The sequence below is a fragment of the Microbacterium trichothecenolyticum genome (assembly GCF_000956465.1).
GTDB lineage: Bacteria > Actinomycetota > Actinomycetes > Actinomycetales > Microbacteriaceae > Microbacterium > Microbacterium trichothecenolyticum.
Genome location: NZ_JYJA01000040.1, coordinates 107,363 through 131,009 on the forward strand (window position 1 = coordinate 107,363; position 23,647 = coordinate 131,009).

Here is a 23,647-nt window from a genome sequence, read left to right on the forward strand (position 1 = left end):
AAGGGCTGGAACCTCGCGATGAAGCGATTCTTGTCAACACTCGCGCTCGTGGGCACGCTGATCGCCGCAACGGCGACCGCTGCCCACGCAGCGCCCGATCCTCGATCGGCGTCCGTGGAGATCTACGTCGCCACCGACGGCGACGACCATGCCGACGGCTCGATCAGTGCGCCGTTGCGCACCCTCGAAGGCGCGCGCGACACGATCCGCGCACTCAAAGCCTCGAGCGGGCTGCCGGACGGCGGGGTGACGGTGTCGCTCCGCGGCGGCACCTACGCCCGGACGGCGGCGTTCGAGCTCGGGGCGGGCGACTCCGGCACGGCGGACGCGCCGATCGTCTACCGCTCGTACCCCGGCGAGACCGTCACGCTGACCGGCGGCGTGCAGCTGGACCGCGCCGGCTTCGAGACCGTCGCCGACGAGACCGTGCTGTCGCGGATCGTCGACCAGTCCGCCCGCGGCAAGGTGGTGGCGATCGACCTCGCGGCGGCGGGGATCACCGACTACGGACAGCTCAGCCGCCACGGCTACTGGAAGGCGAACGACGTCAGCACGGTGCCGCCCATGGAGCTCTACGTCGGCGGCGAGGGAATGACCCTGGCCCGCTGGCCGAACGGCGACGGCACCGTGAAGATGGGCGAGATCCTCGACGCCGGACCCACCCGCAAGGACGCCGACCTGCAGGAGCGGGGCGGCACCTTCAGCTACACCTACGATCGTCCGAGGCACTGGACCCAGGCCGACGACATCTGGCTCGACGGCATCTTCGGCTACAGCTGGGAGTGGTCGTACAACAAGATCGAGTCGATCGACCCCGAGGCGAAGACGATCACGCTGCGCTACGGCGAGATGTCCGGCCTGATGAAGACGTGGTTCGAGGACTTCCACTTCGCGGAGAACCTGATCGAAGAGCTCGACGCGCCCGGCGAGTACTACATCGACCGCGCGACCGGAAAGCTGTACCTGGTGCCGAACCAGGCGTTCCTGGGCGGCGCCGCCGCCACCGTCACGATGCTCAAGGAGCCGATGCTCCGCACCGACGGCACGTCTCACGTGTCGTTCCAGGAGCTGGTGCTCGAGTACGGGCGCGCGAACGCCGCCGTGATCCTCGGGGGCAGCCACGTCACGATCGAGCGCAGCGACATCCGCAACTTCGCCGACGGCGGTGTGCTCATCAACTCCCCGGGTCGCTACACCTACGACGGCATCCCGGTCAATCGCGGCGGGCGGGACCACGCCGTGGTCGACTCGCACCTGCGTCACATCGGCGGCGTGCCGGTCGTGCTGCAGGGCGGCGACAAGACCACCCTCGAGCCGGGTCGCAACCGCGTCGAGAACTCGCACATCCACGACTTCGCGTACTACCACAAGGCCTACAACCCGGGTGTGATGTTCGACGGGGTCGGCAACATCGCCCGCAACAACGAGATCCACGACGCCCCGCACCCGGGCATCATCGTGCACGGCAACGACCACCTCATCGAGCGCAACGAGATCTACGACGTCTGCAAGACCTTCCAGGACCTCGGTGCCATCTACATGAACGCCGGTTCCACCCCGCAGCAGCGTGGGACGGTCATCCGGCAGAACTACTTCCACGACACCGGAATCGGGCGGCTCGGGGTCGAGGGCATCTACCCCGACAACCTCACGATGGGTCTGACCATCGAGGAGAACGTCTTCTACCGGATGGGCAACGACGCGATCAAGAGCGGTTCGGGCGATCACATCACCGCCCGCAACAACGTGTTCGTGGACACCCATGTCCCGTACGACAACTACGAGATGTGGATGGGCGACCAGCCCGGCAACACGGTCGACACCTCGTACATGCCGGGATGGGTGAAGCTCTTCGAGGACAACAACGGGTTCGCCGGTACGCCCTACGCGCAGAAGTATCCGGAGCTGCTGACGTTCTTCGACGAGAACCACTATTTCCCGGCGAACAACGTGTTCGAGCGCAACGTCACCTGGAATCCGACACTCACCCGCTCCGGCCAGGTGAACGCGCACGGTGCTCGCGACGTGAAGAACCTGATGAACTACGCCGACAACTGGGTCGCGAGCGAGGACCCCGGCTTCGTGGACTGGCGGGCCGGCGACTTCCGGCTGCGGGAAGGCGCCCCGGTGCTCGAGCGCATCCCGGGCTTCGCGGCGATCCCGTTCGAACTGATCGGCACGCAGGGCAAGGTCGGCCTGCCCCACGGCCCGGACTCGGTCGCGCTCGAGAGCGTGCACCTGCCCGCTCCTCAGCTGACCGTCGACCTCGGCAAGACGGTGTCGTTCGGCGCCGAGATCGTGCCGTGGAACGCCTCGAACGGCGCCGTCGAATACGCGTCGAGCGACCCGACAGTCGCAAGCATCGACGCCTCCGGGACGATCACGGCGCTGACGCCGGGCGAGACCGTGATCACCGTGACGTCGCAGGCGGATGCGACGATCTCCGACCAGGCGGTGGTCGTGGTCGCCGACGGCGACGGGATCATGCACGCGACCGACTTCGAGTCGGGCTCCAACGGCTGGCCCGTCGATCCGAATCGGGCCGTCGTGGCGGACGCCGACGGCGAGCACTGGTATCGGATCAAGGGCGGGGCGAACTCGCAGCTGCCGCGGAGCTTCACGGACTACGTGCTGGACTTCCAAGTACGCACCCCCGCGCTCGTTCCCGAGGGCGGGATCATGCTGATCTACGACCGGACCGGACCGACGCCCGGCGGATACGTGCGCTACCGGCACACCGAGGCAGCTCCGACCTGGACCGTCTACGGGCCGCAGTGGCAGATCCTCAAGGAGGTGAAGCTGCCGGCGGGCTCGGGCTTCGAGCCGAACACCGTGTACGACGTGCGCCTCGTCGTCAAGGGATCGGGCGTGCAGGTGACCGTGGACGGTGAGACCGTCATCGAGGGACCGAACCCGTCGGCCACCGGGTCGGGCAAGGTCGGCTTCTACGTCGAGAAGTTCACGGCGCTCGACTTCGACGACGTGCGGTTCTCGATCGTTCCCACCGCGGTGACGGGCATCGAGGTGTCGCCCGACCAGGCCACCGTCGAGCCGGGCGAGCGGGTGAAGCTCTCGATGTCGGTGACTCCCTCGGACGCAACGAACCCGCGGGTCGCGTGGACCTCGGACGCTCCCGAGGTCGCAACCGTCGACGAGTCGGGCGTCGTGACCGGACTCGCTGCCGGCCGCGCGACCATCACGGCGACCTCGCAGGCGAACGCCACGATCTCGGCATCGTCGACGATCGAGGTGCGGGCGGCGCAGCATCCCACGATCGATCTCGTCGGCGAGCTCGTGAGCCCTGAAGGGTGGCCGCCGTCGGATGCGGTCGACTTCGCGGAGGGCACGCTGCGCATCGACGGCGAGGGCGTCTACGGCTACTCGGAAGGCACCTTCGGGAGCGGGCTGCTGAAGTTCCGGGCGACGGTCGACGGGTTCGACGGCGGCTGGTACGGCTTCGCCGTGCGCTCCGACCGCGCGGGCGATCCGGCGTGGGTGAACGGCAACAAGGGGTATCTGGTGGTGATCAAGGAGGACACGATCGAGTTCCAGAGCTGGAAGCCCCAGCAGACGATGCTCGACGTGATCCCGAACACCGCGATCACGGCCGGCGAGGAGCACGAGCTCGAGTTCGGCGCGGTCGAGGTCGACGGGGGCACGCGGCTCGTGCTGCGCGTCGACGGGCGCACCGTGTGGAGTGCGCTGGACGCCGGCGCGTCGAACCCGATCGCCGACGAGGGATACCTCAACGTCTACCACTACGTCGAGCAGAACGCCCTGCGGCTGCAGCCCGTCGCCATCGACGACGGCGCGACGGCCGCCCCGGGCCGAGGCACGCTGTCGAACACCAGCGGGTGGGAGACCGGCCTGCACGACGGCACCTACGACGTGATGATGAACCTCTGGTGGGGGACGCCGGGCAGCATCTTCCGGCTCTACGAGAACGGCGCCCTCGTCGCCACGAAGGTGCTGGAGCGGACGGGAGGGATGTCGCAGACCGCAGGCGTATCGTTCAGCGGCAAGCCGAACGGCACCTACGTGTACACGGGCGAGCTCGTGAACTCGAAGGGAGTCACGGCGACCACGTCGACGACGGTGAAGGTCGTCCACGCGGCGCCGGCGGTGCCGGTGGTGTCGCACGACGATCACGACCGGGACGGGACGTTCACCGCGACGGCGAACCTGTGGTGGGGAACCAACGCCACCTCGTACCGGTTCGAGCTCGACGGGGCAGTCGTCGGTGCGGGTGAGCTGGCTGCGGCGACCCCCGCCGCGCAGACGGCGTCGGTGCAGCTGACGGGCGTCGCACCCGGCGAGCACACGCTGGTCGCGGTGTTCGCGAACGCGAACGGCGACACGGCGTCGAAGCCGGTGAAGCTCACCGTCCGGTAGGTCCGGCGTCGCGGGGGAGGGAGCGCGTCGAGCGCGCCCTCCCCCGCGTCGTCCTTCCGGCCGGTCGGGATCTCCCGGCAGGCCGCTTCAATCGAAGTACTCCCAGTTCCCTTCGGAGATCACCTCGACGGTGCCGTCGACGACCGAGATCGCGGTCTGCTCGTCGATCGCGTACGCCGGCCCGGCGATGGTCGCCGCCCACCGATGTGCACTCTCGGTGCTGTTCGACGACCAGCCCGGGTAGTCCAGGTGCGGGAAGATCGAGAAGTCCACGACGCCGAGCGTCTCGTCGGTGCCGTCGGGTCGCCAGTCGACGAACTGCCGTCCGATGCGCGGCGTCATCACCATGCTCCCGGCGCTCACGCCGACCCACACGGTGTCGGTGAGTGAGGGGAGCAGGTCGGCCATCCCCGACTCACGCATCCAGTGCGCGAGGTACACCGCCTCACCGCCGTCGACGAGCAGGACGTCCGCGTCACGCACCCAGGGAATCCAGCGGTCCTCGCCGATGGTCGGCAGTGCGGTGAGCTCGAGAGTCCCGATCGACTTCCATCCCAGGTCGACCAGTCCGACCTCGTCGTCCCATCGGCCGGCGACGGTGCGCCACACGGTCTCGGGCGAGCACATCGGCTGCCCCCATTGCGCCGTCGGCACGAGGAGCGCGTTCGATTCTTCGATCGGCCGGCCGAGCAACCCGACCAGAGCGGTGCGGATGCTGTCGTTCGTGACGCCGCCTGAGGTGAGGAGCAGCTTCATGTCGCTTCTATCCGAAGTCGCCCGGGGCCATGTCGGTGAAGCGGGAGAAGTGGCCCTGGAACGCCACGGTGATCGTGTCGGTGGGGCCGTTGCGATGCTTGGCGACGATGAGATCGGCTTCGCCGGCTCGCGGCGAGTCCTTCTCGTACGCGGCCTCGCGGTGCAGCAGCACCACCATGTCGGCGTCCTGCTCGATCGAGCCCGACTCACGAAGGTCGGACAGGGCCGGCTTCTTGTCGGCGCGCTGCTCGGCACCACGGTTCAGCTGCGACAGCGCGATGACCGGCACGCCCAGCTCCTTCGCGAGCAGCTTGAGGGCACGCGAGAACTCCGAGACCTCCTGCTGACGCGACTCGACGCGCTTGCCCGAGGTCATCAGCTGCAGGTAGTCGATGACGACCAGCTTGAGGCCCGCACGCTGCTTGAGCCGGCGACACTTCGCGCGGATCTCGACGAGCGTCATGTTGGGGCTGTCGTCGATGTACAGCGGCGCGTCGTTGATGCGGCCGCGGGTCGCCGCGACGGTGGTCCAGTCGCGCGAGTCGAGCGTGCCCTTGCGCATCGACTGCAGCGGGATCGCCCCCTCGGCGCTGAGCAAGCGCATCGCGATCTCGCTGCGGCCCATCTCGAGCGAGAAGAAGATCGTCGGCATGTTGGCCTTGATCGCGGCCGAGCGTGCGAAGTCGAGCGCGAGCGTCGACTTACCCATCGCGGGTCGCGCGGCGATGATGATCATCTGGCCCGGGTGCAGACCGTTGGTCAGAGAGTCGAGGCCCGAGAAGCCGGTCGGGATGCCTGTCATCTGGCCGTCGCGTCCGCGCGCGGCCTCGATCTCCTCCACCGCGGCATCCACCGCGATCGTGAGCGGCACGTAGTCCTCGGCCTGCTCCGCCCCGGTCACCGAGTAGATCTCGGCCTGCGCGTTGTTGACGAGGTCGAGCGCCTCCCCCTGACCCGAGTACCCCATCTGCACGATGCGGGTGCCGGCGTCGACGAGACGACGCAGCAGCGCACGCTCCGAGACGATCGAGGCGTAGTAGCCGGCGTTCGCGGCGGTCGGCACGATCGAGGTGAGGGTGTGCAGGTAATCGGCGCCGCCGGCGCGCTGCAGCTCGCCCGTCTTGATGAGCTCGTCGGTGACGGCGACGACATCCGTCGGCTCACCGTGCGAATACAGGGTGAGGATCGCCTCGAAGATCAGCTCGTGCTTGGGCACGTAGAAGTCGGTGCCGCGCAGTGTCTCGATGACGTCCGCGACGGCGTCCTTCGAGAGCAGCATTCCGCCCAGTGCGCTCTGCTCGGCGAGCAGATCGTGCGGGGGAGTGCGCTCGAAGTCGCGAGGGTCCCCCATGCGCTCTTCGGAGATGTCGGCGATCGACATAGGCTGCGCGTCCTCCCTGCCGTTGGTCACATCATCCGAGCTCTCTCGGCGGTATCGGGGCGGCTCGCCGAGTGGGCGCGCCTGGGCACGAGCGAGCAGCGAGATGCCACGGCATCTCGCCCCCCGCTTGATTCCGTCGTGCGATTGCGGCCGCCGTCGCGTCTTTCGAACCCAGCACGGAGGCGCGACGCCCGAGTGGGCCGCACCCCACGCTAAGGATGGCCTCCGACAGTCGCAACACACCCTGTGGATAACTTTGTGGAGAGTCGGGGAGAAACGCCGTCGCTCCTGTGAACAACCCCTGTGGAGAACTCACCGCCCTTCTGGGAGTTATGTCGCGGAAAATGCCGCTGACCAGGGCCTGCCCAGTCCACAGCCTGTGGAGAGAGATGTGGTTGAAGTCAGGGTTGAAGGTTTGCTCGCCAACACCGTCCTGTGCACAATCGCCCCTCAGGTGCGCGGCCTCCTGACGCCGTCCGGGACAAGGGGACTCGCCGTCCAAAATGGTCTGGACAGACCGAATCGGCCAGGAGTAGCCTCGGGGGTCCAGGCACCCTCACGCACGATCCATCCGGAACGTGCGGCTCTTTCGTCGTGGGAGGTGAACGTGGAGATCGCAACCTCGCAGCTGCCGAGGATCGTGCGGCTGGCCCTCATGGGGGTCGCGACCGCGTTCGCCTGGATCGTCGTCTCGCTGGTCCTCGGCCTCGGCCTCGGACAGGCGCACGCCGACGAGCCTGACGATGCGGGAGCGCTCGGGGGTGCCCTCGGCGCCGTGACCTCGCTGGTCGACACGACCGCGTCGACGGTCACCGGCACCGTCTCGACCGTCACGACCGGCGTGAGCAGCGCTGTGAACAGCGTGGTCGCCGCCGCGCCCGATCCCGTACACCAGCCGGTGAGCCAGGTCGTGCAGGCCGTCGGCGCCGTCGTCACGACGGTGACCCAGCCGGTGTCGGAGGCCGTCTCGGGCGGTGTCGTGAGCGAGATCGCGGAGCCGGTCGTCGACATCGTCTCCGAGGTGCCGATCGTCGGCGGGATCGTCTCGGGCGTCGGCCTAGACGACGCCGTCACCGACCTCGGCGGCACCGTCGACACGACGCTGGGCGGCCTCGTCGGTGCCGTCGACGAGACGGGCTCGACGATCGGCCGGCCGCCGGCGACCGGCCCGGTTCTGCCCGCCCTTCCTGCGATCCCACAGCTTCCGGGCCTCCTCGGCAGCTCGGCCGAGTCCTCCGCGCCGACCGCGATCGCACTTGTCGCCGCGCGGACGGATGCTGCCGCCACCCTCCTCACGACGACAGCGGGTGCGTTCGGCCACTGGGCCGCGGCATCCGTCTCCGAAGCGGCCACGCGCGCCGCTCTCGTCACGTCTTCCGCAGCGCTCGTCGCAGGCGGACTCCTCGGCTCTGCAGGCGGACTCTGCCTGTCGATCGCCTCCGCGGGACCCGGTGGTGCGGGTCCCGGCGCCTGGGCGCTCGCCGCCCTCCTTCCGCTCGTCGCACACCGTGCCTGGGTGCGCCGAGCCGGACCGGAGGACGAGCACGCGCTGCCCGCGCCTGCAGGCTCCACCGACGTCTCCCCCGACTGATCGGCTCGCCGCCGCTTCTGCTCACCCGAGCGTGAGCGGCAGAGCATCAGCGCGCCCTCCGCGCTGAGCAGCGCGGCCCTTCCGCGCTGCGAATCGATCAATCCACAAAGGGGAACATCATGCGCACTCTCTACAAGCGCGCCCTCTTGGGCACGCTCCTGGCCGGCGGCATCACGCTGCTCGGCGCGACGGTCGCGAATGCGGCCGAACCACCATCGGATCCGGACCTTCTGTCGTCGGTCGTCGCCGACGACGGGCTCGTCGACTCGATCGTCGGCGACGGAATCGTCGATCCGCTCCTGGGCGATGACGGCGGTCTCGACCCGGTCGCCGACGCAGCAGCCGCGGTCGTGAACGACCTCACCGACACCACCGCCGGGACGGCGGTCGTCGGCACCCTCGTGGGTGACGGCGGCGCACTCGATGATGTCGTCGGCGACGGCGCCCTCGTCGAGGGCGGAACCGTCGGCACCCTCGCGGCCAACGGCGATGCCGTCATCGGCGACGTCGCCGCGGGTGACATCCAGGCCGCCGTCACGGATCTCGCAACGACGGTCCAGGACCTCGGCTCCGATGTCGGACAGACCGTCACCGCTGCGGCGGCGAACACCGACGATCAGGTCATCGACGGCCTCGTGCACGACGCACTCACGGACGCGGTGGGTGTGCTGTCGGGCGACACGGCGATCACGGGCCCCGACGGACTGCTCCAGCATGCGGGCGAGAACACCGGCGACGCCATCGACACGACGGGTCTGCTCGAAGACGCCCTCGAGCGGACGCTCGAGGGCGGCCCCGCGTCGACCCCGGCCACACCGGTCGCGGATGCGGACGGCCTGCTGACCGGTCTGACCGAGGACGACGGCCTCGTCGACGGTCTCCTCGGCGACAGCGTGCTCGATCCGGTCCTCGGCGACGACGGCGCGCTCGCCCCGCTCACGGGTCCCGTCGGCGACCTCCTCGACGGCGTCACCGATACGACCGCGGGCACCGGCATCCTGGATGGCCTGCTCGGTGACGAGTCCGGTCTGAACGATGTCGTCGGCGACGGCATCCTGGTCGAGGGCGGACTCGTCGGCAACCTCGTCGACAACGGGGACAACCTCGTCGACGATCTGCTCGACGGTGACCTCGACAGCGCCGTCGACGACCTCGGCACCACGGTGGCCGACCTGGGTGCCGACCTCGGCACCACGGTGACCAACGCCACGGAGAACACCGCCGACCAGGTGCTCGATTCTCTGGTGGTCGACGCTCTGGGCGATGTCGACACGATCCTCGACGAGCTGCTGAGCGGCGGCGACGTGCTCGGCGCGGTCTCCGACACGGTGCAGAACGCCGGCGACAACGTCGCGGACGCGGTGGACGACACCGGACTGGTCGACGATCTGCTCACCGACCTGCTCGGCGACACGGACGTGAGCGGGCCGGTCGATCCGACGGACCCCACCGATCCCACGGACCCGACCGATCCGACCGACCCCACCGATCCGACGGACCCCACCGACCCCACCGACCCGACCGACCCCGCCGGCCCCGGTGACGGTGGCACGGGAGGCACCGACGGCACGACCGGCTCGGTCGCGGTCACCGGCTCGTCGGCCCAGGCCGGCACATCGACCCGGCTCGCCACGACGGGAGGGACGGGTGTGATGCCGTTCCTGCTGCTCGCGCTCTCGCTGCTCGCAGCGGGCGCCATCGCACGCGCGTCGCGGCGGCGCTCCGCGTGAGTCGACGGGGCGGGTCGACGTACCCCAGGCGTCCCTCGCCCCACCCGCGTGAGCGCGCGGGAGGGCCGTCCCCCAGCGGCCCTCCCGCCCTGAACGCCCCCGATCGCGAGAGCCGGCTCTGCCTGGACCGCGCCTCGTGATCGGGGGTCCACACCATCTCCGCAGTGCGGTGTCCCGGCACAATGCCTGGACCGGGGCGACGCACCCGGAGATGTCACGAGCGGATGCCGCGACCCGGGGGGCTCGCGGCATCCGCATCGTCATGCCCGCTCGTCCCCCGCGCATCCGACGCGTTGCGCGCCCGTCTCCTCCTCGCCAGAGTGGAGGGATGCCGCTGCCCGATCCCTATCGCCTGACCCCTGTCGACGCCGACCGGCTCGAGGACGTCCTCCGCCTCGACACCTGGGCCTTCCCCACGGAGCGCTCCGTCGAGGCGCTGCGGGAGCTGCCGAGCCCGCTCAGCTGGGATCGCACCTACGGGGTCGTCCGCGTCGACGACGAGGAGGTGCTCGCCGGCTTCCACGGCGCCTATCCGCTGCGTGCCTACCCCGTCCCCGGCGCCGAGATCGCGTGCGGCTGGCTCACCTGGGTCGGCGTGCACCCGGGCCACCGGCGGCGCGGAATCCTCCGCGGCATGATCGAGCACCACTTCGCCGACTGCCTCCGCAACGGCGAGGCGATCTCCGGCCTCATGGCCGCCGAGACCCCCATCTACGGCCGCTTCGGCTACGGCATGGCCTCGACCCAGCTCGACCTCACGATCCCGCGCGGCGCGGCGCTGCGCCCGGTGGCCGGGGCCGCCGAGCTCGAGGTCGAGCTGGAGGAATGGGATGCCGAGATCCACGGCGATCTCGTGGCCACGATCCATCGCGACTACGCGCGGCTGCCTGCCGGGCTCGGTCGTCCGGGGTGGGCGACGCGCGAGACGCCCGAGCAGCGCACCGCCCGCGAGGCCGACCCGCCCGCGTACCGCGGCGGCAAGGAGTCGCTGCGGCTCCTCCTGGTGCGCGACGCCGCCGACGACACGCTCGCGTACGCGACCTTCCGTCGTGCGATGTCGTGGGAGCGGGCCGGCGCCGAGGGCACCGTCCACGTGCGCGAAGCGGTCGCGCTGACCGCGGCGGCGGCGCACCGGATGTGGTCGGTGCTGCTCGACCTCGACCTCACCACCCGCGCCAGCATCTCGAACCTGCCCGTCGACGACCCCATCGTGTCGCTGCTCGTCGACATCCGCCCCGCGGTGCCCGACTACCAGGACAACTCCTGGATCCGCATCCTCGACCTGCCCGCGGCGCTCGGCGGGCGGCGGTACGCGGGCGACGTCGACGTGGTGCTCGAGGTGACCGACGCGATGCTGCCCGCGAACGCGGGGCGGTGGCGCGTGCGCGCCGGTGCGTGGGAGCACGCGGAGGTGACGGCATCGGATTCCGAACCCGACCTCGTGCTCGACGTCCGCGAGCTCGGAGCAGCGCACCTCGGGTCGATCTCCCTCGCCTCGCTCGCACAGGCGGGGCTCATCGAGGTGCGCACACCCGAGGCGCTGCGCGCCGCCTCGGCCGCGTGGTCATGGCCGGTCGCGGCCGGCGCGAACTGGATCTTCTGATCGCGGAGACGACGGATGCCGCGAACCCGTGGGGTTCGCGGCATCCGTTCGTGCGCCAGGTATTACTTGGCGGCGACCACCTGCAGGGTGATCACGGCGGTGAGGTCGTCGCGGAGGCGAACGGTCGCCTCGTGCTCGCCCACCGACTTGATCGGGGAGGTGATGTGGATCTTGCGCTTGTCGAGCTCGCCGAGACCGGCGGCCTTGACGGCCTCCGCGACGTCGACGGTCTTGACCGCGCCGAACAGGCGACCCTCGGCGCCGGCCTTGACGGCGAGGCGGACCTTGTTGGTCTCGAGGTTGTTCTTCAGGGCCACGGCCTCTTCGTGGTCGTGGATCGCGCGCGCCTCGCGGGCGGCGCGGATCGACGCCACCTGCTTCTCGCCACCGCGGGTCCACGCGACCGCGAAGCCCTGGGGGATGAGGTAGTTGCGGGCGAACCCGTTCTTGACCTCGACCACGTCACCGGCGCTACCGAGCCCGGCGACCTCGTTCGTGAGAATGAGCTTTGCCATGTGGGTACTCCTTAGCGGCCAGCGCCGGCGTAAGGCAGGAGCGCCATTTCGCGCGCGTTCTTGATCGCCTTGGCGATCAGACGCTGCTCCTGCACCGAGACACCGGTGATACGACGGGCGCGGATCTTCCCGCGCTCCGAGATGAACTTGCGAAGCGTCGCGACGTCCTTGTAGTCGATGAGACCGACACGGATCGCCTTCGCGGGGGCCGCGTTCTTCGCGCCCTTCCGCGGCTTCCGGCGGTCGCCGGTTGCCTTTCCAGCCATGGTGTTTCCTTTACGTTTTGCTGATCGGATGCCTCGTCACGAGGCATCCGGAACCTGTTGTGAGATCTGACCGATCAGAACGGGGTGTCGTCGCCGTAGGCGCCCGGGGCAGCCCACGCGTCGCCGCCGCCGGCACCGCCGGCGTTCTGCGAACCGGGCGTCGACCACGGCTCGTCGGCGACCTGCGGACGCGACTGACCGCCGCCGCCGAAGTTGCCGCCACCACCGCCGGAGCCGCCCGCGGCGCGGGTGACCTGTGCGGTCGCGTAGCGCAGCGACGGGCCGATCTCGTCGACCTCGAGCTCGATCGCGGTGCGATTGTTGCCCTCGCGGTCCTGGTAGCTGCGCTGCTTGAGGCGGCCGGTCGCGATGACCCGCATGCCCTTCGTCAGCGAGCCGGCCACGTGCTCGGCGAACTCGCGCCACACGCTCGCGCGGAGGAACAGCGCTTCGCCGTCCTTCCACTCGTTCGCCTGACGGTCGAAGTTGCGAGGCGTCGACGCGATCGTGAAGTTCGCGACGGGGAGACCGTTCTGCGTGTACCGCAGTTCGGGATCAGCCGTGAGGTTGCCCACGACGGTGATGATCGTCTCGCCGGCCATCGTCCTTACGCCTTCGCAGCCTTGGCGGTCTTGCGGGCGGCGCGCTCGTCGGCACGCTGCTTCTCCGAGGCGATCATGGCGATCGCTTCCTCGGCGCGGAGGACCTTGGTGCGCATGATCTGCTCGCTCAGGTTCAGCTGGCGGTCGAGCTCCTGCGTGGTCGCAGCCGTGGCGGTGAAGTTGACGACGGCGTAGATGCCCTCGTTCTTCTTCTGGATCTCGTAAGCAAGACGGCGCTTGCCCCAGATGTCGATGTTCTCGATGGTGCCGCCGTCGGTCGTGATGACCTTCAGGAACTTGTCGAGGTTGGCGCCGACCTGGCGCTCGTCGATCTCGGGGTTCAGGATGACCATGAGTTCGTACTGGTGCGTCACTAACCCACCTCCTTCGGACTAGAACGGCTGTCGGGCATTTCCCGGCAGCAGGAGGGTGTGTTTGCACGTCGTCCGACTCGCCGCGCAAGGTTGCGCGTGCGGACAACCCTCCTATGGTACCGGATCCCCGAGCAGACGCCGAACCCAGGCTCTGTCAGCGTCGGCCGCGGGTGGTGCGAGTGGGTACTCGGGCGGCGTGGCGGAGAAGGAGATCGGATGCCGCACCCCCGGCACGCGCTCCGCGCCGGCGTGGGCGACGGGGTCGAGGCCGAGCGCCCGGGCGCGCGCGAAGGCGGCGTCCATCGCGAGGATCGGTGCGCAGGGGACCCCTGCCGCCGTCAGACGGGCTTCCCAGTCCGTCGCGGAACGCGCCGCCAACGCCCGCTCGAGCACCGGGCGCAGTGTCTCGCGGCCCATGCTGCGATCGGCGTTGTGGAGGAAGCGCGGGTCGGCCGCGGCATCCGGGATTCCGAGCACCAGGCACAGTCGCTGGAACTGGCCGTCGTTGCCGACCGCGAGGACGAGCTCGCCGTCGGCCGTGGGGAACGCGCCGTACGGGTACACGCTCGGATGGTCGTTGCCGAGCCGCTCGGGCACCACGCCGGCGACCGCGTACGCACCCGACTGGTTGACGAGCGCCGACAGCGCCGACGACAGGAGGTTGACCTCGACGTGCTGCCCCTGGCCGGTGGCGTCGCGGTGCCGCAGCGCGGCGAGCGCGCCGAGACCCGCGTGGAGGCCGGTGACGACGTCGACGATCGCGACGCCGGCCTTCGTCGGCTCGCCGTCAGGCGCACCGGTGACACTCATGAGTCCCGACAGCGCCTGGCCCAGCACGTCGTAGCCGGGAAGAGCCGAGTCGGCGCCGAAGCCGGTGATCGAGACGTACACGGCGCGGGGGTTCGCGGCGTGCACGGCGTCGTAGTCGAGTCCGAAGCGCGTGAGTCCGCCGGGCTTGAAGTTCGCGATCACGACATCGGCGCGGTGGGCGAGCGCGCGGGCGAGGGCGAGGTCTTCGACGTCGTCGAAGTCGAGCGTGATGGCGCGCTTGCCGCGATTGATCGACAGATAGTAGGTGGCCTCTCCGTCGCGCGACGGCGGCATCCAGTGCCGCGTCTCGTCGCCCGCCGGACCCTCGACCTTGACGACCGTGGCACCCTGGTCGGCCAGCAGCATGGTGCAGTACGGCCCCGCGAGCACACGCGAGAAGTCCGCGACGAGGAGTCCGGCGAGCGGGCCGGCCGTGTGCTCACCGGGCGCCGTCATCGGAACGCGCCCAGCCCCGTGAGGTGCTGGCCGAGGATGAGGGTGTGCACCTCGTCGGTGCCCTCGTAGGTGCGCACCGACTCGAGGTTCGCCGCGTGGCGGATCGGCGAGTTCTCGAGCAGCACGCCGTCGCCGCCCAGGATAGTGCGGGCCTCGCGCGCGATCTCGATCGCCTCGCGCACGTTGTTGAGCTTGCCCAGCGAGATCTGGGCGGGCGTCAGGGTTCCGGCATCCTTCGCGCGCCCGATCTGCAGCGCCAGGAGGGCGCCCTTCTGCAGCTCGACGACCATGTCGACGAGTTTTCGCTGAGTGAGCTGGAATCCCGCGATCGGCTTGCCGAACTGCTCGCGCCTCAGCGCATGCCGCAGCGCCGCCTCGTAGCTGTCGCGCCCGGCGCCGAGCGCGCCCCAGACGATCCCGTACCGCGCGTCGCTGAGCGCCGAGAACGGGCCGCGCAGACCTCGTGCTCCGGGAAGGAGAGCGGATGCCGGCACGCGCACCTCGTCGAACTGCAGCGCCGTCTGCACCGACGCCCGCATCGAGCCCTTCGGCTCGAGGACCGTGATCTCGAAACCGGGCGCATCGGTGGGCACGATGAAACCGCGGACGCCGTCGTCGGTCTGCGCCCACACCACCGCGAGCTGCGCGACCGACGCGAGGCCGATCCACCGCTTCGCGCCCGTGATCACCCAGTCGTCGCCGTCGCGGCGGGCGAACGTCGTCATGCTGGAGGGGTCGGACCCGGCGCCCGGCTCGGTGAGCCCGAACGCGCCGATCACGTCGCCCGCAGCCATCGGCGGCAGCCACTCCTGCTTCTGCTCCTCGCTGCCCCAGCGGTGGATCGAGCCCATCGCGAGCGAGCCCTGCACCGAGACGAACGTGCGGATACCCGAGTCGCCGGCCTCGAGCTCGAGCGCGGCCAGGCCGTACTCGACGGCGCTGCGGCCGGGGCACCCGTACCCCTCGAGCTCCATGCCGAGTACGCCGAGGCGTCCGAGCGCAGGCGCCAGCTCGACGGGGAAGTGTGCCCGGTCGAACCAGTCCGCGATGTGCGGGCGCAGCTCTGCGTCGACGAACGCGCGCACCCGGTCGCGGGTGGCCCGCTCGTCGGGGCTCAGCTGCGCATCGATGCCGAGGACATCGGATGCCTCGCGCAGCGCGGCGAGATCCTCGGGGTCACGGCGGACATCGGTCACGGCGCCTCCTCGCGTCGGTGTGCGCTCGCGCGCTTCTGCGTCGATTCTCCCCGATGCCGCGACCGGCGACTCTCGCCTCGGGAGGCTTGAAGGCGATAGGTTCGCGGGAACCCGGCATGGGAGATCCGCGCGGGCCAGGATCGATCGGCTCAAGCGATTATCGATTATGCTGGCGGAACACGCTCCAACGATGGGACCACGGATGCCTCGCTCGACCACCCTCGTCTTCGCCGGCGATTCGATCACCGATGCCGGCCGCGACCGCGACGACGCCACGTCGCTGGGGGACGGGTATGTCCGGCTCATCGCGGAGGCGGTCGGCGAGGACGCCGTCGTCGTCAACAAGGGCATCTCGGGCGACCGCGCCGTCGACCTCGCCGCGCGCTGGGACGATGTGCTGGGCGCGGGGCCCACCGTGCTCACGGTGTACGTCGGCGTGAACGACATGTGGCGCCGCTTCGACTCCGACGACCCCACGTCTGCCCTGGACTTCGAGTCGACCGTCACGGCGCTGCTGGAGGCGGCCCGCGGCGCCGGCGTCGAGCGGATCCTTCTCATCGAGCCCTTCTTCGTGCCGGTGAGCGAAGGCCAGGCCGCGTGGCTCGAGGACCTCGATCCGAAGCGGGCAGCGGTTCGTCGCCTTGCGCAACGGTTCGACGCGACGCTCGTCGAGCTGCACGACGGCATCGGCGCGGCCGCCGCCGAGCACGGCGCCGGCGCCATCGCGCCCGACGGCGTGCACCCGACGCCGCAGGGCGCCGCCATCATCGCCGACGCGTGGCTGGCGGCGTACGCCGCGGCACCCGTCGGGGCCGCAACCACGGGGGTCGCACCATGACCGATGCGCTGAGCGCCGTGACCGAGCTGAAGCGCGGTCTGCTCTCGGACCAGATCTACGAGCTCGTCAAGACGATGATCAAGGACGGCTCGCTCGCGCCCGGCGAGCAGCTCGTCGAATCGCAGCTCGCGCGGCGGCTCCAGGTGAGTCAGGCACCCGTCCGGGACGCACTCAAGCAGCTCGCCCACGAGGGACTCGTCACCCATGTGCGCCACCAGGGCAACTTCGTGACCAGCTACACCGACGAGGAGGTCGCGCAGGCCAAGGTGGCGCGCGCCGAGCTCGAGTCGATCGCCGGCCGCCTCGCGTGCGGCGCACTCGATGCCGGCACGCACCAGCGCCTCGAGGACCTCATCGCCCAGATGCACGCGGCCGCTGATGCGAAGGACCTCGGCGTCTTCCGCGAGCTCGACTTCGCGTTCCACCGCGGCGTGATCGAGGGCAGCGGCAATGTGTATCTCCCGCGCATGTGGGACATCATCGAGCCGAGCCTGCGCTCGCTCCACGTGCTCGGCGACCCGTCGTTCCCGGGCGACTGGCACGACGTCGCCGAGTGGCATCGGAGCCTCCTCGAGGCGCTCGACGCGGGCGACCCCGACGCGGCGGCGCAGCTGTTCCACGCCCACGCCGCCGGCACCCTGCTTCCGGACGAGTCCGAGGGCGCGTAGCGCCGCGGGTCACCTGCGGTAGAGCTCGCACGCCGTGGATCCCCAGAACGCGTCGGGACGAGAGCCCCAGGCCCGGTCGACGTCGTCGACGAGCTGCGTATAAGAGAGGTATCGCGCCGACATCGGCCAGTCGCTGCCGACCATCAGCCGCGAGGCGCCGAAGGCGTCGAACGCCGTCGCCGCGAGCGCGGTCAGTCGCGCGTGATCACCGGGTCGCGTGGCGACTCCGGAGAACTTCGCGAACGCGTTCGGCTGCCGGGCCACGAGGCGCAGCGACTCCTCCCACGCCGCGTCGGGCCCCTTCGCCCCGAGGCCGAGATGACACAGCACGACGGACGTGCGCGGATGCCGCGCCGCGACGCCCGCCACGGCATCGAGCTGTGCGGGCCGCACGAGGAACTCCACGACGCGTCCCGTGTCGGCCGCGCCCTCGCACAGCGCGTCGAGGCCGGAGACGTCGGAGAGATCCGCGGCACCGCCAGGAGTGGCCACGCGCACGCCGGCGATCCCCTGATCGAGCACGGCGCTGGCCACACCCGCCCACCCGGCCGCCGGCGCGAACTGCAGCACCGCGGCGCGGACGACAGGATCGCGCCGGGCGAGGTCGCGGAGCCAGGTCATCTCGGCCGGCGTGTCGGCCGCCTGCACGGCCACGGCGGCTTCGAGCGGACGGGAGGCGGCGGCCGCGGCATCCGTCAGTCCCTCCGTCGTGGCCGCCCGCGGCAGCGCGAGGTCGTCGCGGAACCACGAGAGCGGGAACCGATCGAGGTCCCACACGTGGACGTGCGCGTCGACGATGCCGCCGCTCACACGCGCCCGGACCCGGCGAGCTCCGCCAGCTCGCGCCACAGCTCGCCGGGGATCGCGACGTGCTCCGCGGCCGCGAAGTCGTCGACCTCGGCCGCCGTGCGGGCGCCGACGACGACCGCCTCGACGGCGGGCAGACGCAGCGGGTAGCGCGCCGCCGCGTGCCGCAGCGGCACGCCCCGGGCATCGCAGATCGCCGCGAGCCGCAGGGCGCGCTCGCGCAGCTCGGCCGGGGCCTCCCGGTAGTCGAAGTACGGCGCGGCCACCGGATCGGCGAGGATGCCCGAGTTGAACACGCCCGCCGCGATCACGCCGACGCCGCGGCGTGCGGCCTCGGGCAGCAGCTCGTCCTCGCCACGATGGTCGAGCAGCGTCGTGCGGCCCGCGATCATGACGACGTCGACGTCGGCCTCGCGCACGAACCGCATCAGCGGCTCGGGCCACACCATGCCCACGCCGATCGCCCGCACGACGCCCTGCGCGCGCAGGTCGGCGAGAACCGGCATCGCCTGGGCCAGCGCCTCATCGACGTCGAGCGGATCGTGCAGGTACAGCAGGTCGATCCGGTCGGTCTTCAAGCGCGCGAGGCTCCCCTCGAGACTGCGCAGCACACCGTCGCGCGTCAGGTCGCCGACCGTGTCGACGCCGATCCCGCCGGTCGGCACGGTCGCGCCGGATGCATCGATGACCCGCCGGCCGACCTTGGTCGCGATCGCGACGGTGTCGCGGTCGACGCCGGCGAGCGCGCGACCCAGCCGCGCCTCGCTCGCGCCGGCGCCGTAGTGCGGAGCCGTGTCGAAGAAGCGGATGCCGCGACCCAGCGCCGCCGCGACGGTCTCGTCGGCGTCCGGCTCGGCGACGGCCTGGAACAGGTTGCCGATCGGCGCGCACCCCAGACCGAACGTGTCGGACGCGCCCGCAGTCGCCGTCAGCGGGCGAAGGCCTGCACGGAACGCCACTGCTCGTACTCCTCCCGCGAGTCGGGCGTGAGCGGGTAGTAGTCGCTGAGCCGCGCGCCCTCGTCGAGGCGCAGGCGGCTGAACACCTCCCAGTCCTCGTGGTCCTGCGCCGACTCCACGACCGACCCGGCCATCGCCTGTGGCACGATCACGGGGCCGTCGCCGTCGGCGATCACGATGTCGCCCGGCATGCACAGGGCGCCGCCGACGGCGACCGGCACGTCGTACGCCCACGGGAACAGGTCGGTCTGCGACGCGTAATGCGGCGTGGTGCCCGTCGACCACACCGGCAGCCCGAGGTCCTTGATGCGGTCGGAGTCGCGGATGCGCCCGTCGACCACGATGCCCACGCCGCCCTTGCGGAGGAAGTAGCGCGCGAGGATGTCGCCGATGCAGCCGGAGTACCGGCTCCCGAAGGCCTGGATCACGAGCACGTCGCCGGGCTGGACCTGCTCCAGGACGTGCCACAGCGCGGTGTGCCGCTCGACGTACTCCTGCCCGTGACCCGAAGCGAGATCCTCGCGCTGCGGCATGAACTGCAGCGTGATGGCCGAGCCGACGATGCGCTGCCCTTCGGCGAGCGGGCGCGGACCCTCGACGAACGAGCGCGAGATGCCCATGCCGTGCAGCTTCGCGCAGGCGGTCGCAGCCGACACCCGCTCGAGCTCGCGCAGCGTGTCGGGGTCGGCGCGCTGGTAGGCACCGCCGCGCACCGGCAGATCGAACGCGGGCCGCGGGAACGGGGCTGAGGAATCGGACATGTCACTCCTTCGAGACGGCGGCGGAAAGGACGGATGCTGCGCCCCGGTGCCGCGGTGCGGCTCCCGAGGCGACGGTGTGCAGGGTGAGGTCGACGCGATGCGCCGGCGGGAGCTCGACCTCGACGGCGCCGGATTCGACCTCGCGCTGCAGGAGGGTCGGTGTGCCGGGCACCGCGGCGTACGCGGTGCTGCGCCCGGGGTACTCGCCGCCGGTCTCGGTGCGGACCGTGACCGATGCCACGCGCCGCTCGCCGAAGCGCGAGGCACGCACTGTCACGCGGCGGCTGCGCGTGGTCGACGTGTTGACGAGCGCCAGGTCGAGGTCGTCGCCGTCGAGCCGCGACACGAGCGCGGCCACGTCGCGCGGCAGGCCGGGCCGGGCGGCGTCGGCGTCCTCGTAGACGACCGCCGCGAAGGGCAGGCCGCCGTTGTAGAGCACCTGCGGCGTGCCCGAGACGAGCTGGCTCAGCACCTCGGTCACGACGGGGTTCACGCGCTGGCCGAAGTGGAGGTGCGCAGCATCCGGATCCGCCTCCGCCGCGGCCATCAGCGCCACGCGCCGGGCGACCTGGCCGAGGGCCATCGACAGCGCCCGCGACGGATACTCGGGCAGCTCGCCGTCGAGGTATGCGAGCCACGGTGCCTCGTGCCCCGCCTCCGCCTTGTCACGGAATGCCTTGACCGGATCGTCCATCGCGGGAAGGCCCGCGATCGCCCGCCGCACCCGCGCGAGGTCGTCGTCGCGACGCGACCACCACCACACCCACAGCGGCAGCTCCAGCGGCATCGGGCCGTAGTCGAACCAGCCGTGACGCCCGTGGCGATGGGGAACGAGCAGCGCCGGCTTCGCGGCATCCGTCCCCCAGCGGGCGAGCCAGCCGCCCCGCAGGCTGAAAGGCGTCTCGGCGATGGGGGCGACGATCGCGTTGTCGAGGACGGTGTCCAGGAGAGCGCGCGCCATGTCGAGGGCGCCGTCGTCACCGGTGAGGAATGCTTCGTTGATGCCGGCGATGACCGCCGCCATGCCGACCGACGGCAGGCCGTGCGGCCAGCTCCAGCCGTAGTGTCCGCCGTACCAACGACCCTCGTGCAGCCCGCCCACCGTGCCGTCGGGCGCGACGCTGTCGGGCACGAGGCCGCCGTTCGCGGCAGCGCGGGCCCGCCAGCCGTCGACGTACGCGTGCACCCACGCGGCCGACTGCTCGTCGCCGTCGTAGAGCCAGCGGTTGGCCACCAGGCTCGTGGCGGCGAGGTTCACCGCGACGTCACCCGCGGCCGCGCGGTGCATCGCCTCGCCCATCGCCACGGCGAGTGCGGGATCGGCGAGGTCGTCCCACTCGTCCACCCCCGGCACGTACTCGAGCGGCAGACCATAGGGCCGCATCTCGGGCCGCTCGGACGAGTACGGCTCCGGCTCGTCGCTCAGACCCGGGCGGGGACCCAGCGCTCCGTTGTGCGGGGCGCGGATGATGCCGAGCGCCGCATCGAAGTTGCCGTGGGCAGCATCCGTGTACAGCTCCGCGAAGCGGCGCGCCCGCTCGGCGAACGCGCGGTCGGATGGATCGGCGGCACACAGACCATAGAAGAAGAGGAGCGACTCGCCCTGGTGGAACCAGTCGTAGCCGTTCTCATACTCGTCGGTGACCATTCCGGCCTCGGTGAGCTGTGCGGTCACGCCCTCCCAGTGGCGCTTCGCCGCCGCGAGGATGTCGTCGCTCCCGCCCAGCAGGTAGAACGCCGGCCAGTTGAAGAACGGCTCGTAGAGGTCGTCGACGCCGTCGCGGTCGACGAAGTCCGCCGCGAAGCGCAGCCGCCCGTCGGGTTCGGCGAAGGTCCCGGAGAAGAGGCGCCAGGCGGCCTCGATCTCGTCGAACAGGCGGCGCTCGAGCACCGCCCACGCGGGGATCTCTGACAGCGGATGCCCGTGGATCGTGTCGCTCAACGTCAGCCCTTCGTCGCTCCGGCGACCAGGCCGCCGATGATGTGCCGCTGCATGATGATGAAGAAGATGACGGCGGGTGCGATCGCCAGCAGCAGCGTCGGGAACAGCACCGTGTAGTCGGTCGAGAACTCTCCGACGGCCGCGTAGACGCCGGTGGTCACCGTGTAGATGCCGGAGCCGGGTCCGAGGATGATCTGCGGGCTCACGAAGTCGTTCCACACGCCGATCGAGTTGAGCACGACGATCGTCGCGACCACCGGCCGCATGATCGGGAAGATGCACGACCAGAAGGCGCGGATGCGCCCGGCGCCGTCGAGCGCGGCCGCCTCGTCGATGTCGCGCGGCACGGTGCGCAGGTAGGCGGCGAACAGGAAGATCGTGACCGGCAGCGTCGCCGCGGTCTCGAACAGGAGGAAGCCCGGGATCGTGTTGATGAGGCCGAGCACCCGCAGGACGAACACCACCGGGATGAGAGTCACCTGGCCGGGGATGAACAGGCCCGAGACGAACACGAGCAGCAGGGCGAGGTGCCACTTCGAGCGTCCGCGGGCGATCACGTAGGCGACCGGCGCCGAGAGCGCGATGCAGAAGATGTTCACGAGCACGACGAACAGCAGGGTGATGCCGTAGGCGCCGACGACGTTGAACTTCTCGCTCGTGAGTGCGTTCCACAGGTAGTCGAACGTGAACATGTCGGGCGTGATCGCCAGCGGGTGCAGGATGATGTCGGCCTGCGGCTTGAACGCGCTGATCACGAGGATGTACAGCGGCACGAGCATCACGAGGGCCAGCGCGCCGAGGAGCGCCCACTTCACGATCGATGCGGCGAGCGGCGTGCGCTGTGCCGCCGGGCCGCCACGGCGGCGCCCGCGCCTGTCGTAGCGGCGGCGGGGCAGCTCGTCGGCGTCGGTGAGCATCAGCTCGGCGCCGATGTTCGGGCTGGTCTGCGTCGACATCGTCATGATTCGCTCGCCTTCCGGTCGGCGCCGCGGCGCGCGAACGTCACCGCGAGCCCGAGTGCCGCGGTCACGATGAGGAGCACGACCGATTGCGCCGCGCCGAACCCGAGCCGCGCCTGCGCGAACGAGTCCTTGAGGATCTGGTAGACGATCGTCTGCGTGGAGGCGGCCGGGCCGCCGTCGGTGAGGGCGAGCACGATGTCGTACGCCTTGAGGAGGCCGACGAGCGTGAGCACGAGGTTCACCGTCAGCACGGGGGCGATGAGCGGCAGCGTCACGTTTCGGAACTGCTGCCACCGCGATGCGCCGTCGACGGTCGCCGCCTCGTAGTACTCGGTGGGCACCGACTTGATGCCGGCGAGGTAGAGGATCATGTTGAAGCCGAAGTGCGACCACACGATCGTGAGGATCACGCTCGCCTTGGCGAAGGTCATGTCGGTGAGGAAGGGCAGCGGCGCCACGCCGAACTGCGCGAGCAGCGAGTTGACGGCGCCCTGCGGGGCGAGCATCGCCGACCAGAGGAACCCGATGATCAGGGCGCTGATGATGTACGGATAGAAGAAGACGGTGCGCAGCACCGTGTTGCCGCGGCTGTTGCCGGCGATGAGGGCAGCCACGGCCAGGCCGATGCCGTTGCAGAGCAGCGTGCCCACGACGGCGATGATCGCCGTGAAGATCGCCGCGTCGACCGTGCGCGGGTTCTTGAACGCGTCGGTGTAGTTCTCGAACCCGATGAAATCGAAGCGCAGGCTGTAGCCGTTCCAGTCCGTGAAGCTGAGCACGACCGCCAGGAGCATCGGCACGATGAACATCGCGATGAACACCAGGAGCGCGGGGCCGCTCATGATCACGCCCGCGAGGCGGTCCTGCCACGAGGTGCGCCGGCGGCGCGCCGGCGCGGACGTGCGCGCCCTCGCGGTGCCCGCCAGACGGGCCACGGTGTCGGCCATATGAGCCTGCTTTCGAATCGTCGGTGAAACGGAAGGGACGGATGCTCCCCACGCCCTCTGCACGCATCGCTTCGGGCTGCGCGGAGCCTCG

20 protein-coding genes are annotated in these 23,647 nt (G+C 70.5%); 6 read left to right on the forward strand and 14 right to left on the reverse strand.

All coding sequences use genetic code 11. The features are described from left to right. The first annotated feature begins 48 nt into the window (after positions 1 to 48). The gene (locus RS82_RS17685; protein ID WP_245619649.1) at positions 49 to 4,392 is read left to right on the forward strand and encodes an Ig-like domain-containing protein; all 4,344 of its coding nucleotides are present in this window, start codon (positions 49 to 51) and stop codon (positions 4,390 to 4,392) included. A gap of 87 nt (positions 4,393 to 4,479) precedes the next feature. On the opposite strand, the gene RS82_RS17695 is transcribed toward RS82_RS17685, so the two are convergent. Next, positions 4,480 to 5,148 (reverse strand): Type 1 glutamine amidotransferase-like domain-containing protein, encoded by a 669-nt coding sequence (locus RS82_RS17695; RefSeq protein ID WP_045301887.1) that lies wholly within the window; start codon positions 5,146 to 5,148, stop codon positions 4,480 to 4,482. A 7-nt stretch (positions 5,149 to 5,155) separates the two neighbouring features. Continuing rightward, positions 5,156 to 6,529 (reverse strand): replicative DNA helicase, encoded by a 1,374-nt coding sequence (dnaB, locus tag RS82_RS17700; protein WP_045301889.1) that lies wholly within the window; start codon positions 6,527 to 6,529, stop codon positions 5,156 to 5,158. 607 nt (positions 6,530 to 7,136) lie between these two features. On the opposite strand from dnaB, the gene RS82_RS17705 reads away from it, so the two are divergent. The 3 genes from RS82_RS17705 to RS82_RS17715 all read left to right on the forward strand — a co-directional run bounded on the left by RS82_RS17705 (position 7,137) and on the right by RS82_RS17715 (position 11,453). Beyond that, complete coding sequence (locus tag RS82_RS17705) at positions 7,137 to 8,120, forward strand: hypothetical protein (RefSeq protein WP_245619650.1); 984 nt, start codon at positions 7,137 to 7,139, stop codon at positions 8,118 to 8,120. A 119-nt stretch (positions 8,121 to 8,239) separates the two neighbouring features. Beyond that, the gene (locus tag RS82_RS21570; protein ID WP_052676918.1) at positions 8,240 to 9,850 is read left to right on the forward strand and encodes a hypothetical protein; all 1,611 of its coding nucleotides are present in this window, start codon (positions 8,240 to 8,242) and stop codon (positions 9,848 to 9,850) included. A 328-nt stretch (positions 9,851 to 10,178) separates the two neighbouring features. Beyond that, complete coding sequence (locus RS82_RS17715) at positions 10,179 to 11,453, forward strand: GNAT family N-acetyltransferase (protein ID WP_045301891.1); 1,275 nt, start codon at positions 10,179 to 10,181, stop codon at positions 11,451 to 11,453. Between the two features lie 62 nt (positions 11,454 to 11,515). Here RS82_RS17715 and rplI read toward each other — a convergent pair whose 3' ends face one another. The 6 genes from rplI to RS82_RS17745 all read right to left on the reverse strand — a co-directional run bounded on the left by rplI (position 11,516) and on the right by RS82_RS17745 (position 15,672). Continuing rightward, the gene (gene rplI / locus RS82_RS17720) at positions 11,516 to 11,968 is read right to left on the reverse strand and encodes a 50S ribosomal protein L9 (protein WP_045301894.1); all 453 of its coding nucleotides are present in this window, start codon (positions 11,966 to 11,968) and stop codon (positions 11,516 to 11,518) included. 11 nt (positions 11,969 to 11,979) lie between these two features. Then, the gene (gene rpsR, locus RS82_RS17725) at positions 11,980 to 12,234 is read right to left on the reverse strand and encodes a 30S ribosomal protein S18 (RefSeq protein WP_045301896.1); all 255 of its coding nucleotides are present in this window, start codon (positions 12,232 to 12,234) and stop codon (positions 11,980 to 11,982) included. 74 nt (positions 12,235 to 12,308) lie between these two features. Next, positions 12,309 to 12,836, reverse strand: a complete 528-nt coding sequence (locus RS82_RS17730; RefSeq protein WP_045301898.1) for a single-stranded DNA-binding protein — start codon at positions 12,834 to 12,836, stop codon at positions 12,309 to 12,311. A gap of 5 nt (positions 12,837 to 12,841) precedes the next feature. Next, the gene (rpsF, locus tag RS82_RS17735; RefSeq protein ID WP_045301900.1) at positions 12,842 to 13,210 is read right to left on the reverse strand and encodes a 30S ribosomal protein S6; all 369 of its coding nucleotides are present in this window, start codon (positions 13,208 to 13,210) and stop codon (positions 12,842 to 12,844) included. A 111-nt stretch (positions 13,211 to 13,321) separates the two neighbouring features. Beyond that, a complete protein-coding gene (locus RS82_RS17740; protein ID WP_045301902.1) occupies positions 13,322 to 14,476 on the reverse strand; it encodes a CaiB/BaiF CoA transferase family protein in 1,155 nt (384 codons plus the stop codon). Continuing rightward, positions 14,473 to 15,672 carry an acyl-CoA dehydrogenase family protein gene (locus RS82_RS17745; protein ID WP_045301904.1) on the reverse strand — a complete coding sequence of 400 codons (1,200 nt, stop codon included), beginning with the start codon at positions 15,670 to 15,672 and terminating at the stop codon, positions 14,473 to 14,475. The genes RS82_RS17740 and RS82_RS17745 overlap by 4 nt, the downstream gene beginning before the upstream one ends. Positions 15,673 to 15,874: 202 nt before the next feature. Between RS82_RS17745 and RS82_RS17750 the strand changes: the two genes are divergently transcribed. Next, on the forward strand, positions 15,875 to 16,510 hold the full coding sequence (locus RS82_RS17750; protein WP_045301906.1) for an SGNH/GDSL hydrolase family protein: 636 nt from the start codon (positions 15,875 to 15,877) through the stop codon (positions 16,508 to 16,510). After that, a complete protein-coding gene (locus RS82_RS17755; RefSeq protein WP_052676919.1) occupies positions 16,507 to 17,178 on the forward strand; it encodes a GntR family transcriptional regulator in 672 nt (223 codons plus the stop codon). The genes RS82_RS17750 and RS82_RS17755 overlap by 4 nt, the downstream gene beginning before the upstream one ends. A 9-nt stretch (positions 17,179 to 17,187) precedes the next feature. Here the strand turns inward: RS82_RS17755 and RS82_RS17760 are convergent, their stop codons facing one another. The 6 genes from RS82_RS17760 to RS82_RS17785 are packed head-to-tail and all read right to left on the reverse strand — an operon-like array spanning position 17,188 to position 23,556. Then, entirely contained in the window at positions 17,188 to 17,988 is an 801-nt protein-coding gene (locus RS82_RS17760) for an amidohydrolase family protein (RefSeq protein ID WP_045301908.1), read from the reverse strand. Next, positions 17,985 to 18,944 carry an aldo/keto reductase gene (locus RS82_RS17765; protein WP_045301910.1) on the reverse strand — a complete coding sequence of 320 codons (960 nt, stop codon included), beginning with the start codon at positions 18,942 to 18,944 and terminating at the stop codon, positions 17,985 to 17,987. Before RS82_RS17765 ends, RS82_RS17760 begins: the two co-directional genes overlap by 4 nt. Continuing rightward, positions 18,914 to 19,705, reverse strand: coding sequence for an RraA family protein (locus tag RS82_RS17770; RefSeq protein ID WP_045301912.1), 792 nt, complete (start codon positions 19,703 to 19,705; stop codon positions 18,914 to 18,916). The genes RS82_RS17765 and RS82_RS17770 overlap by 31 nt, the downstream gene beginning before the upstream one ends. Position 19,706: 1 nt before the next feature. Further along, on the reverse strand, positions 19,707 to 21,647 hold the full coding sequence (locus RS82_RS17775) for a DUF8034 domain-containing protein (protein WP_157005668.1): 1,941 nt from the start codon (positions 21,645 to 21,647) through the stop codon (positions 19,707 to 19,709). A 2-nt stretch (positions 21,648 to 21,649) separates the two neighbouring features. Next, entirely contained in the window at positions 21,650 to 22,609 is a 960-nt protein-coding gene (locus tag RS82_RS17780) for a carbohydrate ABC transporter permease (RefSeq protein WP_084695746.1), read from the reverse strand. Continuing rightward, on the reverse strand, positions 22,606 to 23,556 hold the full coding sequence (locus RS82_RS17785; protein WP_045301914.1) for a carbohydrate ABC transporter permease: 951 nt from the start codon (positions 23,554 to 23,556) through the stop codon (positions 22,606 to 22,608). The genes RS82_RS17780 and RS82_RS17785 overlap by 4 nt, the downstream gene beginning before the upstream one ends. Between the last annotated feature and the right edge of the window lie 91 nt (positions 23,557 to 23,647).